Source organism: Homoserinibacter sp. GY 40078 (genome assembly GCF_008017545.1).
Classification (GTDB): Bacteria; Actinomycetota; Actinomycetes; order Actinomycetales; family Microbacteriaceae; genus Homoserinibacter.
In genome coordinates this window covers 833,741-849,236 of the sequence record NZ_VRTZ01000001.1, presented here as the reverse complement: position 1 = coordinate 849,236, position 15,496 = coordinate 833,741, and the positions used below count along the sequence as shown (strand labels likewise).

Genomic DNA, 15,496 nt, shown 5'->3' with positions numbered 1-15,496 from the left:
ACCCGGGAAGAAGTGACCCTCTTCTGGGCGCGCTTCATCGATGCGCCACATGGGAGCGCGTGGGTCGTGATCAGCGAGTCTCTCGGGCAATCAGACGAATATCCATTAATCTCGATAAACCGGATATATGGTTTTGAAGGTAGGGCTAGAGTGCAGGAGACCCGAGGGACACGGCAAGCCCCTACTCAGGTGAGGGCGGATTATACGCCTATGCACCGCATAGTCGCGATATTGCGACCGGCGCGCCTGCGACCTAGTGTGGCTGTCACCGCACGCATGACCCACGAGTCTGCGAACGGGAGAAGTCGGGGGAGATCCGACTTCCGCATCCATCCATCAAGAAGAATAGGTAAGGCTATCCTTACTTGTTGTTCTGGTTGCAGATGGAGGGCGAACCAAGACCACCGTCTGGAGATGAGCGCTTGAGCGATCGCGCTGATCACCTCACCGCTCACGGCGAGAGCCGAGGAGTTGCTGATGACGACTTCCGTCCGGATGATGTGACTGACTGGTCCCACGTTCGAGAGATTATGCGTCTTGCCCGCGAACGTGACGGGGTGCCAGTGACACTTGATGATCTGAGCGTAGATGAGTTCACCGAGCGTCGGATAGCCAAGTCGGACTTTGCGGGCGTCATCAAGATCTGGCGGCGTCCCGAGGGTGCCGGCTTCCATCCCGGTATCAAGCGAGAGATTGAGTTGGCGCTCAATGGTCGCAATCCGGACGTCGATGTGACTTCTGATCCCCTCACGATCCAAATGAACGTCGCTGATGACTCCTTCGAAACTCGTTGGCAGGTGGAGTTTTTTGGGCTCCATCTAGCACTTATGCTCGACGGCCTACCTCGGGTGGTCGTCGGCCGATACCGCAACTTCGACTCGGAGGACGCGAAGGACAAATAGCCGCTGGGAAACTGACCGGGACAAGCATTGCTTGCTCCCGGCCTTTGGCGCGCTATGATGTGCCTGTTCAGCCCGCGACGAGGCTGCAATCCCCAGAAGGGGGGCGACGATGATCGACCCGAACGACCGGAGCTTCTCCGATCCCAACGAGGATCCGCAGCGTGCAGACGCGGATGACAACAGAGCCGGTAGCCCGTTCGGGGCCATCGGCTCTTCTTTCAAGTCCAAGGGGGTTCCCTCTGGTGCTGTGACGCTCAGGTTCTACGCGTACGAGCGGGTGGTCGTTCGGACTGTCGAGGTGCCCGCGGCCCTGCGTGGACAGGAACGGCAGGCCTTCATCGACCATGCTCTCGGCGTATCGGACTGGCGCGAAGTCGAGTGGGAGATGTCCGGGCACTGGGGTCCGACCTGGGGCGAGCCGTCGGACCGGGCGCTGCGGATGGAACGTGATGAGCCGAAGCTCTACCGTGCGCTCAAGGCACTCCGCGATCGGCACTGGCACTTCCCGTTCGGCCCGAGCGAATCCGACCACTAGCGTCAAGGCAGTCGGTCCGAGACCCTGCTCCAGGCGACGGGGTTCCAACCTTCCCTCAGTGTGACCGCCACGAAAGCCCCCGAGACACCCGCATCCGCTGGAGTATCGGGGGCTTCTCGCATCGGGGTCGACTGGCTTGCCCACATCTTGCTCACACTCTGAGGAGAGTGCGGCATCCAGGGCATCTGCGACCGCGTCGAGGTCATCCTCGAACAGGTCGGCGAACCTCGGCGCGACCGGCGATCTCGAAGCCCTCGGTCGCCACCGAGCCGACCGATATGCGGACCTAGTGAACGCCGCGCGCTACGCCCTCGTGTTGCTGCCGATGTAACTCAGCCGCCAGAATATTCGCGCATCAGGCGTGGTCCTCCTCTACTTGAAAGGTTCCAGACGATCGCCCGCGTGCCTCCGGGCGTGCGGCATCACTTAGACGCCGTGGCGCGGGCAGCATTGGTGCCGGTCGACGAGGTGAAGGAACTCTCAAGGCTGCGGGATCAATCGTCGCGAGGGCAACCATGGCTGGACGAGTTCAAGTACCACCGGTACCGCCAGGAACAGCCCCGCTGGGCGGGGGCCTTTCACCGCGCTCTCCGCGATCTCATGATCCTCTCCCAGTGGCGAAGGGAGCATTGCAACCCGAAATCGGCACTGCGGCATTCCGAACCCGAAGAGGAGATCGAGCAGCAGTCGGAGGTGAGAGACGGCCCGCCCACCCGCGACAACTGGCTTCCTGTGGTCGCCAGTGCGATCGATGACCCGGAACCCCTGCCTCAGCACCGCAAACACGTGATCCTCTTCTCCGAAACCGCGACCGGTTCGCTCGCGCCATCGATGCCCTGGTTTCGAGCCGGCTACTTTAGCGGGTCAATGCTGTGACTCTTCTCGCCGAGATCGGACCGGGCATCGAAGCGCTCGGCTACCTGCCGTTCGTCCGTGACGGAGAGCCGGACAGGCGCGCCAAAGACATCCCCTGCGAGCCCGTCCGGGCCGTGTCGCATCCGCTGTCGCCGAAGTCGTGCCGTTCGGTGGGCAGTGAACACCGTGTCCGCCTACAACGCGCTGAAGCACGCGAACCGACGAAGCCCTGCGGATGTTGAGGTGTTGAGTCGTTGGCAGGAGACAGGCCTCGTCATGCGAACGTGGGTAGCCACCCAATTGGGCAGCGACGTCGCTGCGCTTCGACGCCGATCGCGGACGATCCGCAGTCGTCCCCGCTCGTCTCGGTCAACTAGCGACACCTCGCCCCGCCGACGACCATGTGGACGTTGCTCGGTCGCTTGGCTCTGCCAAGATACGGACATGCCACCGACGTCGCCGACGGACGATTCGTTTCCCGAGGAACTGCGCGCTCGAGTTTCCAGCTACCGCGAGCGCGAGCGTGATCTGCGTCAGCCCGAGTACAAGGAAGCATCGACTCGAATCGAGTTCATCGATCCTCTCTTCACTCACCTGGGGTGGGACGTGGCGAACGCGGCATCCCTACCGGAACGCTTCAAAGAGGTGGTGGTCGAGCCGAGCACCGATGTCGAGGGCCACAAACGCGCTGCGGACTATGCGATGCGTGTCGACGGCGACTCCCGGTTTTTCGTCGAGGCAAAGAAGCCGAGCGTGTGGATCAAGAACCAGCGGGAGCCCGCGTTCCAAGCTCGCCGGTACGCATGGTCAGCACAACTGCCGATCGCCGTTCTCACAAACTTCCGAGAGTTCGCGGTCTACGACGGTCGGGCGAAGCCCTTGGAGACCGACTCCGCATCGAAGGCGCGAGTCCTCTACTTCACCTATGACGAACTCGAAGAGCGTTGGCCGGAGCTGGTGGCCCTTCTCGGCCGTGACGCGGTACGCGACGGATCGCTGGAGCGGTTCACGAGCACCCTCGGTGCTCGCGGTGGCCGGGAGCGGATCGACCGAGTCTTTCTCCGCGACCTGGAGTCGGCACGCGCGGACCTGCTTGCACACGTGGCCACCCAGAATCCCCACCTGACCGACGCCGAACTGCTCCGGGCGATTCAACTCACACTCGACCGCATCATTTTCCTCCGCTTCTGCGAGGACCGATTGGTCGAACCGTACGGAACCCTTCGCGACGCCGCGAACTCCCCCCGCCCTCGCGAGGCGCTTTGGGAGCTATATCGGAGCGCGGACTCGCGGTTCAACTCGGGGCTGTTCCATTTCGAGAATGAATCGGGTCGCGAGGGTCCGGACCTCATCACTCCGTCGCTCACCATTGATGACGCCGTACTCAAGAGCACCATCCTTCGCTTCTACCCTCCGGTGTCGCCGTATGCATTCGGTGTGATGCCGGTCGAGGTGATGGGGCGCGCGTACGAGACCTTCCTCTCGCAGCGCATCACTCGAGTGAACGGCCGAGTTGCGCTCGAAGTGAAACCCGAGGTTCGCAAGGCGGGGGGTGTGTTCTACACGCCGGAGTGGCTCACCGCCGAAGTCGTAGCTCAGACTCTCGACCCCCTGCTCGAAGGTCGCACTCCCGAAGCGGTCCGTGCTCCCCGAACACGCGTGCGCGTGGTCGACCCCGCATGTGGCTCCGGCACATTCTTGGTCCAGTCGTATCGACACCTGCTCGACTGGCACCTGCTGAAATACACCGAGGATGAAGGTCGGTGGCTCACCGCACGAGGAACGCAGCCCGCGACCCTCGAACGCAATGCTCTCGGTGAGCTGGCATTAACGCTCCGTGAGCGCAAGCGCATCTTGACCGACCACGTCTTCGGCGTCGACATCGACGCACAGGCGGTGGAGGTCGCCAAGCTCAGCCTCCTACTCACCTTGATGGAGGGGCAGGTAGCGAGCTCGGTAGCGCAGCAGCTTGCGATCTTCCACGACCGAATACTCCCCGACCTTGACGAGAACGTGAAGTGCGGCAATAGCCTCGTGGGCCCGGACATCCTTTCCGATCTCGAACTGGGCGACGTCTTCAGCCCTCGGCGTGCCCGCATCAATCCGTTCGACTGGCGCTCCTTCGATGGACAGTTCAGCGTCGTAGTCGGAAATCCTCCCTGGCTCATGGCGGGGTATGAGATCCCAGACGACCAGCTCGAATACCTTCGCGACAAGTACGACAGCTACGTCGGCAAAGCGGACCTCTACTACCTGTTCATCGAGCGCGCGCTCGGCCTCCTTGAGGACGGCGGTCGACTCGGATTCGTGGTCCCGAACAAGATGTCCCACACGTCCTCCGCGCGAGGCCTGCGGCAGCTCCTCTCGGCCTCACCATGGATTGATGGCGTAGTCGACTTCCAGGCCGAGCGCCTCTTCGAGGAGGCGACCAACTACACGCAGGTTCTGTTCGCGTCGCGCCAGTTCGCCAACCCGACGTCGACTATCGGGTACACACGGGCGCTTGATCGGCTCGCCGCCACGCAGAGCTGGGAAGTCCCTCGCGCACGTCTCGGGGAAGCGCCCTGGGATTGGTCGTCACCCGACGCAATGGACCTTTGGGATCAGATCGTTGAGGGCTCTATCCCTCTGGGCGAGATCGCAACGAGCTTCAGCAACGGCGTCCAGAGCGGAGCCGATCCGGTCCTCATCATGTCCCTCGAGGCAGCCGCCGAACGCAGACTGGAAGAGGCCTTCCTGCGACCCGTGATCCGGGGGCGTGACGTGCGCGGCGGCGAAGTCGCCGGGGGCAACGATGTACTTGTCTTCCCCTACTTAGTCGACAGCGGGGCCTTCCGACCGATAACGGCGTCGGAACTCACGCGCGCCCCGTGGCTCCAGGCCTACCTCGCCGAGAACGAAGCAAAGCTGCGCCGGCGGAAGTGGTTCGGAAGCTCGGCGCTCGATCTCACCGGCGAGTGGTGGGGAATGATGTACCTCGAAAACGAGAGCTGGTTCCACGGGAAGCATCTCCTCAGTCCTGCGCTAAGCAACCGGTCGCAGTTCGCGCTGGGAGATGGACGCCTCTTCCTGACTGGTACGGCAGGGGTAACCGGCATCGCACTACCGGACGACTTCGATCACCGTCCGCTCCTGGCGATACTCAACAGTCGCCTGATTTCGACCTACGCACTCGCGCACAGTCCCGTGTATCAGGGGGAGTACCACAAGTTCTCTGCCCCGTACGTTCGCGGGCTTCCAATTCGCGAGGCCGCGACGGACGCGCAACGTGAAGTGTGGACCCGCCTCGGCGGCCTCTGGGACACCCGGATGGGACTCCACGGGCGAGAGCGGCTCGCGGTCGACGCAAGAATCGATGACCTGGTGAATGACCTCTACGAGGTCGACCCCTCGCAGCTCACGCGCGCCATCGCCGAGGTCGCCCCGCTTCAGAACGAGGACCAATAGCCACCGACGTTGACACCCACAAGTTGCCCACACTCATCGCCACTTGACAGCGAACCACCGCGACCGGCGGCGATTCAAACCGGCTCGATTGCTGGGCATTCGAACGCGAAGAGCCACGAACAGCGAGGACGAAGCGAGTTCAAATCCCACCGGTACCGCCACTAAAGCCTCTGCTCCGGCATGGGCTTTCGTTCTACGGCCAGCAGTGCCCCCATTCTCGCTACGTTACGAGATAGGAGCAGATGCCAGCCGAAGGAGCCTCCACCGCTACCGTGATCCCATCACCACGCGAGGAGCACCATGGGCACAACCGTCATGTACGCATCCGTCTCGGTCGACGGGTTCATCGCCGACGACGAAGACGATCCGGGGCCTCTATTCGAGTGGCTGCTGAGCGGCGACGTGCCGCTCGATGACAGCGGCGTGCTGAAGGTGTCGCAGGCGTCGTTCGACCACGTGCGCCCGTATTGGGATGCGATAGGGGTGACCGTCGTCGGCCGCCACGTCTTCGACCTCACGGACGGCTGGGAGGGAACGCCGCCGAGCGGCATCGACCATGTGGTGGTCGTCAGTCACCGCCCGGCACCCGACGGATGGGATCTCGAGGCGCCGTTCCACTTCGTCGACAGCATCGATGCGGCGATGGCCCTTGCTCAGGAGCTTGCGGGCGACCGCGTCATCGAGGTCGCCGCGGGCGACGTCGGCGGCCAGGTGTTTGCTGCAGGCATGGTCGATGAGGTGCGGATGGATGTGGCCCCGGTCGTGTTCGGCTCCGGCAAGAAGTTCTTCGGAGCGGTCGATGGGCAGCACATACTGGAGGATCCTGCCGTGGTGATCCAGGGCGAGCGCGTGCTCCACCTGCGGTACCCGGTACGCCGCGCCTCCTTTCAGTAAGGGCCCATAACACCGAACTTGGCAACGTCAGCGACGACGCCGTGTCCTTCTACGGAAAGTTCGGGTTCACACCCCTGCCCGGCTCGTCACAGGCGATGTACCTGCTGACTACAGACGCCGAGGAGACCCTCCGCACCCTCGCGTAGCCTCACGCATCCGCGTGCTCCTGCGGGGGCAGGTTGGCGATGAGGGGGTGGTCGAACGGGAGCGCGCCCGTGCGTGCGGCGCCTCCGGGAGAACCGAGCTCGGAGAAGAACTCGATGTTCGCCGTGTAGTAGTCCGCCCACTCGGCCGGGAGGTCATCCTCGTAGTAGATCGCCTCGACGGGGCACACCGGTTCGCATGCTCCGCAGTCCACGCACTCGTCCGCGTGGATATACAGCGACCGCTCGCCTTCGTAGATGCAGTCGACCGGGCACTCGTCGATGCACGCGCGGTCCTTCACATCCACGCACGGAAGTGCGATCACATAGGTCACCGGAACCACCTCTTTCGCTGTTTCGACGCACGCTAATAGCTACAGTGAACTTGAGGTCAAGCTGAAGGAGGGCCGATGAGCGGCTCACACGATCCCGACGAGCTGCTGACGATCGGAGAGATGAGCTCCCGCACGGGCGTCGCCGTCTCCGCTCTGCGGTACTACGAGGAGCTGGGTCTCATCGCGTCGATCCGCACCTCCGGAAATCAGCGGCGCTATGCCCGCCACATGCTGCGGCGCGTGTCGCTCATCTCGGTGGCGAAACGCCTCGGCATCCCGCTCGCGGATGTCCAAAGCGCCTTCACCGCGGTGCCTCTCGACCGCACTCCCAGCCACGAAGACTGGCAGCGGGCGTCCCGTCGCTGGAAGCGGCAACTTGAAGATCGACGCCACGGGATCGAGCGACTCGAGCACGAACTCACCGGATGCATCGGATGCGGGTGCCTCTCGATGAAGGCGTGCGCCCTGCTCAACCCGAACGATGCGCTCGCCACCACCGGCGCAGGCGCCCGACGTCTCGACGACATTCCTGAGGAGTGACCGAGTGAGCATCCCGGCCGCTTGACCTCAAGCGTGCTTGAGGTTTTAGCGTCGAGTTATCACTCGCGAAAGGACCTCGAATGAGCGTCTACACCCTCCCGGATCTGACCTACGACTACTCCGCGCTCGAGCCGCACATCTCCGCGACGATCATGGAGCTGCACCATTCGAAGCACCATCAGGCCTACGTGACGGGGGCGAACACCGCGCTGGAGCAGCTCGAAGAGGCGCGAGCCACCGGCAACCTCGCGAACGTGAACAAGCTGGAGAAGGATCTCGCCTTCAACCTCGGCGGGCACCGCAACCACAGCGTGTTCTGGCAGAACCTGTCACCCGATGGCGGCGGAGAGCCCGAGGGCGAGCTCGCGGCTGCCCTCGCCGACAACTTCGGGTCGTTCGACGCGTTCAAGGCGCACTTCACGGCGACCGCTCTCGGCGTGCAGGGGTCCGGCTGGGCCGTTCTCGCCTGGGATGACCTCGGGCAGCGGCCGCTCATCTTCCAGCTCTTCGATCAGCAGGGGAACACTCCGGCCGGCGTCACGCCGCTGCTGCAACTCGACGTGTGGGAGCACGCCTACTACCTCGACTACAAGAACGTCCGCGCCGACTACGTGAAGGCGTTCTGGGAGATCGCGAACTGGGCCGACGTGGCCCGCAGATTCGACGCCGCGGTCGCCTGACCGCGTCCTGCCACGAGCAGGCCGATCCGTATCAGCCGGTCGTCGGCGCGCCCATGAGGCGACCGGCGACCGGCATCGGAACCCGCACAGAAAGCACCCGAGACCCCATGACCACCGAGCCCTCGCTCTACGAAAGCTTCGCCCTCTACGGAAGCGGGGTCACGCTCGTCGCCGTCCGCGACGGAGACTACGACCGGTTCTTCGTCGCCGCGTCCGTGCTGACCGCATCGGTGACGCCGTTCACCCTCGCGGTGTCCGTCGGCCAGGATCGGGACGCGATCCCCGCCATCCAGTCGGGCGCGCCCTGGACGCTGTCGGTGCTCGCTGCGCACCACCTCCCCCTCGTGCGCACGCTGACCGCCCCGACCACTCACCAGGAGCGCCTCGACGCCCTGGGTGCGGCGGGAGCCGAATCCTCCCCCGAAGGTCCGCTGTGGCTTCCGGACGCCCTCGTCACGTTCTGGTGCTCGACCCGATCGATCACTCCGGTGCATGATCAGCGCATCGTGGTGGGCGAGGTGCAGCACGGCAGCTTCCACGGCAACGGATCGCCGCTGCTTCGCTGGAACCGAGACTTCCGCACGACTGCCGATGTCGGTCAGCTGACGAGCGCGTGAGCACGGCCGAGGAGCGGCAACGTCGTTCGACGTTCCGCGACCTCGCGTAGCACCTAACCGCGGCGCGTCTCGTTCGCCGCGTCGACGGCGCGCGTGAGCCACTGCCCGAGCAGCGCACGCTCTTCGGGCGAGAGGCCCGGAAGCTCAGACACCTGGGCTGCGAGCGCCACAGCAGCGGGCACGACATCGTGCGAGGCAACCGGAGCCGCGCCATGGTCGACGATGGCCGCGAGAACGGAGTCGAAGAGCGCGTCGGCGAGACCCCGATCGCGCCGCTCGGGGGGCGCCTCGAGCAGCGCGACCACCGCGCCGGCGCCGGCCGCGTGGATCAGCCACAGGGCTCGCTCTTCGCTCACCCGCATGATCCCGGCGGAGGCGAGGCGCCGGATCCGGCCGCGCAGCACGTCGATGCCAGCCGACATGGCGGGCGAGGCACCCGCGCGACCGGAGCGGTTGAGCAGCTCGTAGAGCTCCGGATGCGTCAGGGCGAAGTCGATCTGCAGATCCCATCCGAGGCGGAGGTCATCGATGGGGTCGCCGCTCGCGCTCCCGGCCGCCTTCTCGGCGACGTGCGCCGACATCACGTGCTCGGCGACCGCCTCCACGAGGCCGTCCTTGTCGCCGAACAGCCGGTAGATGGTCGGCGCCTGAACTCCGGCCGCCTCCGCCACGGCGCGCGTGGTGAGCGCGGTAGCGCCGTGCGCGGTGAGAAGCCCCGCGGCCGCCTGGATGATGCGGAGGCGGTGGTCGTCACGTGCGGGCGTCGGCTGGGTGTGCGTCGGGGCCGGTGTGGCGGTCGGGGTCACGAATCGACGATAACACCGACTTGTTATCGGTGAATATCGTCGCTACGGTGCTCTTGTTATCACCGCTAACAATTGGAGCGCCCCCATGACCGAGAAGATCCGCATCGTCGGACTCGAAGAACACATCGCCCTGCCGCTCGTGCTCGATGCGTGGGAGGCATCCGGAATGACGCCGAACCCGCACGCGGGGTGGGGTGACGAGCCCTTCGCCCGCCGACTGCGCAGCACGGGCGAGGAGCGCCTGGCCGACATGGACGACCAGGGGATCGACGAGGCCGTGCTGTCGCTGAACTCCCCGGGCGTGCAGAACCTCTCAGCGGCCGATGCCCCCGCGGTTGCCCGCGACGCCAACGACGCCCTCGCCGCGATCGTGGCCGAGCACCCCGACCGCCTGCAGGCCTGGGCTGCGATCCCGACGGCAGACCCGGTGGCGGCACCGCTCGAGCTCGAACGGGCAGTCACCCAGCTCGGGTTCCGGGGCGCCATGCTCTACGGGCGCACCGGCAGCGAGCTCGCCGACTCCCCCGCGTTCGACGACCTGTACGCGATGGCGGAAAGCCTCCGCGTGCCGCTGCACTTCCACCCGCAGACGCCCCAGCAGCCCATCATCGACTCCTACTACTCCGGCCTCGGCGGCCCGGGGATGGGGTTGGCGACCGCCGGACTCGGCTGGTACTACGACCTGGGCGTGCAGTACCTGCGCATGATCTTCTCGGGTGTCTTCGACCGCCACCCCGAGCTGCAGGTGCTCGCCGGCCACTGGGGCGAGCTGGTGCTGTTCTACCTCGACCACACCGGCATCCTCGCCACCAACGCGAAGCTGCAGCGGCCCCTGCTTGAGTACTTCACCAACAACTTCTGGATCGCGGGCAGCGGCACAGTCAGCGAGCGCTACCTGCGCTGGACCGCCGAGATCGTCGGCACCGAGCGGATGGTGTACTCCACCGACTACCCGTACACCTTCGGCACCCGGCCCGGCGGCTTCCCCTTCCTCGACACGTCGAACGGCGTCGCCCGCTCGTTCCTGGAGGACTCGCCGTTCACCCACGAGGAGAAGGTCGCGATCGGCTCGGGCAACTGGCAGCGCCTGGTCGATCGTCGCGCGAGCTGATCCGGGCGCGGGTTCACACAGCCCCGGTGCGGATCCGCACCTCGCGCTCCATCCGCTTCTCGTGGCGGGCGCGCCCCTTGACCGCCTCCGCCTCGCGGTTCTTCGGAGGGGCGTTCGTGACCAGCTGATCGAGCATGCGCCTGGTCGCCTCGGCGATCTCGTCGATCGCCTGCTCGAACGCGGGCGTGTTCGCACGCGACGGATGCGTCGAGCCGCTCACCTTCCGCACGAACTGGAGCGCAGCCTCGCGCACCTCATCGTCGGTGGTGGGCGGATCGAAGTTGTGAAGGCAGCGAATGTTGCGGCACATGCGGCGAGGATAGGCCGTCGGAGACGGGATCAGTTCTATCGACCCATACCGATATAAGTTATATTGCACTTATCTCGGTACAGTTTATGGAGGTGCGGCATGGCAATCACCGCCACCGACGCGACCGACCTCCTCCAACTGGTCGGCATCCCGGTCCGCGTCGCGTCCGCCGACACTCTGATCATCGACGACCAACCCACGCGCGTTCAGGTACGGCAGTCACCTCCGCCACCATCGACGATCGCAACCACCGCCGACGCCCACATCTTGTATGTGACTCCGCGACTCACGGAGAGCATGCGATTGGCCGCCGAGCAGAATCCGAGGATCGCGATCGCAGCCATCGGCGATCAGGTGGTGATCGTCAGCGGGAGGCGCTATGACGCGGCAATCGCCCGCGATGAGGCGCCCCCCACGCGCCGGAAGCCCTGGGCTCGGATGGCCTTGGTCCGCGCACTCGCACGAACGAGTCGTCCACGACGTCAATCAGAGCTGGCGCTGGAGACCGGCGCGACACAGGCAGCGGTGTCGCAAGGCTTGAAGCAGATCGAGTCGCTCGTGGAGCGACGCGGTGGCGGCTGGGCGCTGAAAGACATCCGGCCGACGATCGACTACTTCCTCGCTCACTACCCCGGCCCGCACGGCATCACCCAATATTGGTACGGCGTGCAGCCCGTGATCCAGCAGGCCGAAAGGGTGGCGACACTCAGCCCCACCGCGCTTCTGTCGGGAGATGCGGGCGCCGATCGCATCGCGCCGTGGAGGACCCCCCGCATGGCGATCATCTATGTGGACCAGGGCCTCGACCTCGCGCCGCTAGGGTTCGCTGAAGCAACCCCAGACCGGGCAACTGTTTCAGTCACAGTGCCCTCCGACCCGACCATCTGGCATGTCGCGACCGCGTACGCCGGCGGACGTCGTGCGGCATCCGTTGTCGACCCGCTGCTCTGCGCGTACGACGTCGCTCGCTCGGGCGGCTCAGACGCCGACGAAGCACGGGAACGCATCCTCGAAGCGTTGACGAAGAGCTGGACTGCCGGACGTGATTGAGGCCAACGCGAGCACCGTATCGACAAGCGCTGCCGACGACCTGGCGTTCAGAGCGCTCGCCGATGTGTGCTCGATCACGCGCGAGCTTGATGCTCGGATCGTCGGTGGCCAGATGGTCGGATTGCTCCTCACCGCATTCCCAACGCCGAACGCAATCCCCCGCCGAACAGCCGACGCCGACGCTGCCCTCAGCACTCAACTCGCATCCACGGGGGATGTCCACCGACGGTTGACCGATGCGGGATACGAGGCGACCTCTGGCAACTCGTATTCGAAGAGCGGGCAGCGGATCGACCTGCTGGTGCCCTCGAACGACGGCAGCTTCCACTCAACCGAACTGGGCGGCCGCGCCTTCGACAGCGCTCCGGGTCTCTCCCTCGCACTAGCCGCAGAGCCCATCGCCATCTCGGTTGACGTGACCCTCACCGATGGCTCGACCGCAGAGTTCATCGCACGTGTCCCGCCGGTCGAAATCGCGGTGATCCTCAAGGCGAACTCCTACGGGAGCCGTCTTGCCGAAAGGGACCTCACCGACCTTCACAACCTCCTTTGGATCGCCCAGTCGTACGGCACTGCCGAGATCGGTGGGTGGCAACTGGACTCGGCGACAGCAGGAGCGCGTGGTGACGCTCGCCGCACCCTGGGTGACATTTCGACGCTGCTCTCTCGTTCACGCGGAAGACGAACCGAAGCGCCTCGCGAGGCACTCGTCGCGCTCATCCGGACGCTCGTTCCGTCCGCACACTGATCTGCCAGCCAGCACCCGCACGCGCGTGGCGAACCGGAGGCGCGCGTCAGTCGGTCGTCACGATCTGACGCAGGGCGGTGCCGTCCGAGAGGTCGTCCATCGCCGCGTTCAGTTCGGAGAGCGGCACGCGTCCCGAGATGAGCCGCTCCACCGGCAGACGGCCGGCACGCCACCACTCGACGAATCGTGGGATGTCGCGTGAGGGCACCGCCGAGCCGAGGTAGCTGCCGACGATGCTGCGGGCGCCGCTCACCAACGCGAGTGGGCTGATCTCGGCGACCGCATCCGCGCGGGGCAGCCCGACGGTCACGGTCGCCCCACCGACGCCCGTAAGGGCCACGGCGGTCTCGAAGGCTCGGGCGCTGCCCGCCGCCTCGATGACGGCATCGCCCATCACACCGGCCGCGACTGCGTCGTCGGGCGTGTAGACGGCGTGCGCCCCCATGCCGAGGGCGCTCTCGAGCTTGGCCGGCGACATGTCGACGCCGATCACCTGCACGTCGTCGTGCGCGAGAGCGGTGAGGATCGCGGCTAGGCCGACGCCGCCGAGCCCGACGACCACGACGGACTGGCCCGGCTCCGGGCGCGCGGCGTTCACCACCGCGCCACCACCGGTCAGCACGGCGCAGCCCATGAGTGCGGCCACGTCGTACGGAACCCCCTCGCCCACCGAGACGAGCGAGCTGCGGTGCACGACCGCGTGGGTCGCGAACCCGGAGACCCCGAGGTGATGGCCGACCGGTTCGCCACCACGGCTCAGGCGTCGACCGCCTCCCAAGAGCTCGGCCTCGGCGTTCGCCGCGCTGCCTCGACTGCACGGCACCCGGCCGTCGGTCCGGCACTCGCGACACTCGCCGCATCGGGGCAGGAAGCTCGCCACCACCGTGTCGCCCACGGCGAGGTCGCGAACGCGATCGCCGATCTCCACGACCGTGCCCGCGGCTTCGTGCCCGAGGAGCATCGGCAGCGGGCGCGGGCGGTCGCCGTTCACCACCGAGAGGTCGGAGTGGCACACCCCCGCCGCACCGATGCGGACGAGCACCTCATCCGGTCCGGGCGGGTCCAGCTGCAGTTCGTCGATGGTGATCGGATGCGACTCCGTGTACGGCCGTGGGGCACCTGATCGCTCAAGCACGGCACCGGTGATCTGCACGAGGGAACTGATCCTTGTTCGTCGTCGGATGTCACACAACCGGTCCGCTGAGCGAACCCGCGTTGCGCACTGTGGAACGGATGCAATCATGTGTCGGGGCGCGTGTCAACGTCGTTTCTCTCGCGTGAAGATCAGATTTCGTGCTTGCGTTGGCCCCCTGGACCATTTACGGTCTGGGTCCATGGAGCGAATCGACGGTTCGGAAAACGGACCCGACCTGCAGACGGTCGTACGTGCCGGGAACATGCTGTTCGCCTTCACCTCCGAGCAGCCCGAGCTGGGCCTCACCCAGCTGACGGCGGCCCTCGGCCTCAGCAAGGCGAGCGTGCACCGCCTCGCCCAGACCCTCGTGAGTCTCGGCCTTCTCGAGCAGAACGCCGAGACGCGCAGCTACCGCCTCGGCGTGCGCATACTCCAGCTCGCCCACGTGGTCGAAGCCTCGCTCGACCTGCGCACCGAGGCGCGGGCCGCCCTGCGCGACCTGCGCGACCAGACCGGCGAGACGGTCTACCTCATGCTGCGCCGCGGCGACCAGGCCGTGTGCACCGAACGGATCGAGGGGACGCACCCACTGCGAGATCTCTCCACGCCGCCGGGCACGTTCGTCCCGCTCAGTGTGGGCGCGGCCGGCACTGCGATCCTCTCCACGCTCGACAACGCCACGGCCCGCTCGCTCGTCGGCCGCGCCGGCATGAACGACGCGCTTCGCGACCGCATCGACGCGGCGCGCACTGCCGGTCACGCTTTCAGCCGCGGCGACGTCACCGACGGAGTCGGAGCGATCGCCGTGCCGCTGCGCGACGAGCGCGGGACGGTGGTCGGCGCCATCAGCCTCGGCGGTCTCCTCACCCGGGTCGAAGCATCCGAACAGGACCTGGCGAACGCGGTCCACCGCGCCGTCGCCGCTGTCAGCACCGCCATGGGATGGACCCACGAATGAACCTCGTCCGCATCATCGCCGACTCAGACGGCCCGCTGCTCGTTCCCGGGGTGGGCACCGCGCTCGAAGCCGTCGCGGCCGAGGCCGCCGGTTTCCCCGCCGTCTACGTCAGCGGATACGCGACCGCCGCCTGGCGGCACGGCCTCCCCGACATCGGGCTCATCGCGCTCTCCGAGATCACGGCCGCGCTGCAGTCGGTCTCGGCAGTCACGACCGTGCCGCTGCTGGTCGACGCCGACACGGGCTACGGCGACGTGAGCAATGTGGCCGATACGGTGCGTCGCCTGGAAGCCACCGGCGCGTCCGCGATCCAGATCGAGGACCAGACCTGGCCGAAGCGCTGCGGTCACCTGAGCGGCAAGTCGGTCGAGCCGATGGATGTGGCCGTACGCAAGGTGCGCGCCGCGGTGCAGGCGCGACGCCACCCCGA

17 protein-coding genes are annotated in these 15,496 nt (G+C 66.1%); 13 read left to right on the top strand and 4 right to left on the bottom strand.

Going from position 1 to position 15,496, the window contains the following annotated elements; translation table 11 throughout:
• Positions 1-368 precede the first annotated feature (368 nt).
• From FVQ89_RS04135 to FVQ89_RS04115, 5 genes are all read left to right on the top strand, one after another.
• Complete coding sequence (locus FVQ89_RS04135; protein WP_147900628.1) at positions 369-902, top strand: hypothetical protein; 534 nt, start codon at positions 369-371, stop codon at positions 900-902.
• 109 nt (positions 903-1,011) lie between these two features.
• On the top strand, positions 1,012-1,437 hold the full coding sequence (locus FVQ89_RS04130; protein ID WP_147900627.1) for a hypothetical protein: 426 nt from the start codon (positions 1,012-1,014) through the stop codon (positions 1,435-1,437).
• A 402-nt stretch (positions 1,438-1,839) separates the two neighbouring features.
• Entirely contained in the window at positions 1,840-2,313 is a 474-nt protein-coding gene (locus FVQ89_RS04125) for a hypothetical protein (protein WP_147900626.1), read from the top strand.
• 423 nt (positions 2,314-2,736) lie between these two features.
• A complete protein-coding gene (locus FVQ89_RS04120; protein WP_187264890.1) occupies positions 2,737-5,739 on the top strand; it encodes an N-6 DNA methylase in 3,003 nt (1,000 codons plus the stop codon).
• A gap of 300 nt (positions 5,740-6,039) precedes the next feature.
• On the top strand, positions 6,040-6,633 hold the full coding sequence (locus tag FVQ89_RS04115) for a dihydrofolate reductase family protein (RefSeq protein WP_147900624.1): 594 nt from the start codon (positions 6,040-6,042) through the stop codon (positions 6,631-6,633).
• Positions 6,634-6,781: 148 nt separating this feature from the next.
• Here FVQ89_RS04115 and fdxA read toward each other — a convergent pair whose 3' ends face one another.
• Positions 6,782-7,111 carry a ferredoxin gene (fdxA, locus tag FVQ89_RS04110; protein ID WP_147900623.1) on the bottom strand — a complete coding sequence of 110 codons (330 nt, stop codon included), beginning with the start codon at positions 7,109-7,111 and terminating at the stop codon, positions 6,782-6,784.
• A gap of 75 nt (positions 7,112-7,186) precedes the next feature.
• Between fdxA and soxR the strand changes: the two genes are divergently transcribed.
• The 3 genes from soxR to FVQ89_RS04095 all read left to right on the top strand — a co-directional run bounded on the left by soxR (position 7,187) and on the right by FVQ89_RS04095 (position 8,948).
• Positions 7,187-7,651, top strand: coding sequence for a redox-sensitive transcriptional activator SoxR (gene soxR / locus FVQ89_RS04105; protein WP_147900622.1), 465 nt, complete (start codon positions 7,187-7,189; stop codon positions 7,649-7,651).
• Positions 7,652-7,731: 80 nt separating this feature from the next.
• Positions 7,732-8,331 carry a superoxide dismutase gene (locus FVQ89_RS04100; protein WP_147900621.1) on the top strand — a complete coding sequence of 200 codons (600 nt, stop codon included), beginning with the start codon at positions 7,732-7,734 and terminating at the stop codon, positions 8,329-8,331.
• Positions 8,332-8,438: 107 nt separating this feature from the next.
• Entirely contained in the window at positions 8,439-8,948 is a 510-nt protein-coding gene (locus tag FVQ89_RS04095; protein WP_147900620.1) for a flavin reductase family protein, read from the top strand.
• A 53-nt stretch (positions 8,949-9,001) separates the two neighbouring features.
• On the opposite strand, the gene FVQ89_RS04090 is transcribed toward FVQ89_RS04095, so the two are convergent.
• Positions 9,002-9,754 carry a TetR/AcrR family transcriptional regulator gene (locus FVQ89_RS04090; RefSeq protein WP_147900619.1) on the bottom strand — a complete coding sequence of 251 codons (753 nt, stop codon included), beginning with the start codon at positions 9,752-9,754 and terminating at the stop codon, positions 9,002-9,004.
• A gap of 85 nt (positions 9,755-9,839) precedes the next feature.
• Here FVQ89_RS04090 and FVQ89_RS04085 point away from each other — a divergent pair, with 85 nt between their 5' ends.
• Positions 9,840-10,865: an amidohydrolase family protein gene (locus tag FVQ89_RS04085; protein ID WP_147900618.1), complete on the top strand. Its 1,026-nt coding sequence runs from the start codon at positions 9,840-9,842 to the stop codon at positions 10,863-10,865.
• A 13-nt stretch (positions 10,866-10,878) separates the two neighbouring features.
• On the opposite strand, the gene FVQ89_RS04080 is transcribed toward FVQ89_RS04085, so the two are convergent.
• Positions 10,879-11,175, bottom strand: a complete 297-nt coding sequence (locus FVQ89_RS04080; protein ID WP_147900617.1) for a DUF2277 domain-containing protein — start codon at positions 11,173-11,175, stop codon at positions 10,879-10,881.
• A 303-nt stretch (positions 11,176-11,478) separates the two neighbouring features.
• Here FVQ89_RS04080 and FVQ89_RS04075 point away from each other — a divergent pair, with 303 nt between their 5' ends.
• Entirely contained in the window at positions 11,479-12,225 is a 747-nt protein-coding gene (locus tag FVQ89_RS04075; protein ID WP_147900616.1) for a hypothetical protein, read from the top strand.
• Positions 12,218-12,973 (top strand): hypothetical protein, encoded by a 756-nt coding sequence (locus FVQ89_RS04070; protein WP_147900615.1) that lies wholly within the window; start codon positions 12,218-12,220, stop codon positions 12,971-12,973. Before FVQ89_RS04075 ends, FVQ89_RS04070 begins: the two co-directional genes overlap by 8 nt.
• Before the next feature lie 46 nt (positions 12,974-13,019).
• Here the strand turns inward: FVQ89_RS04070 and FVQ89_RS04065 are convergent, their stop codons facing one another.
• A complete protein-coding gene (locus tag FVQ89_RS04065; RefSeq protein WP_147900614.1) occupies positions 13,020-14,126 on the bottom strand; it encodes an alcohol dehydrogenase catalytic domain-containing protein in 1,107 nt (368 codons plus the stop codon).
• Positions 14,127-14,307: 181 nt separating this feature from the next.
• On the opposite strand from FVQ89_RS04065, the gene FVQ89_RS04060 reads away from it, so the two are divergent.
• Complete coding sequence (locus FVQ89_RS04060; RefSeq protein WP_187264889.1) at positions 14,308-15,066, top strand: IclR family transcriptional regulator; 759 nt, start codon at positions 14,308-14,310, stop codon at positions 15,064-15,066.
• A partial coding sequence (locus tag FVQ89_RS04055) for an oxaloacetate decarboxylase (protein WP_187264888.1) occupies positions 15,063-15,496 on the top strand: 434 nt, incomplete at its 3' end. The genes FVQ89_RS04060 and FVQ89_RS04055, both read left to right, overlap by 4 nt.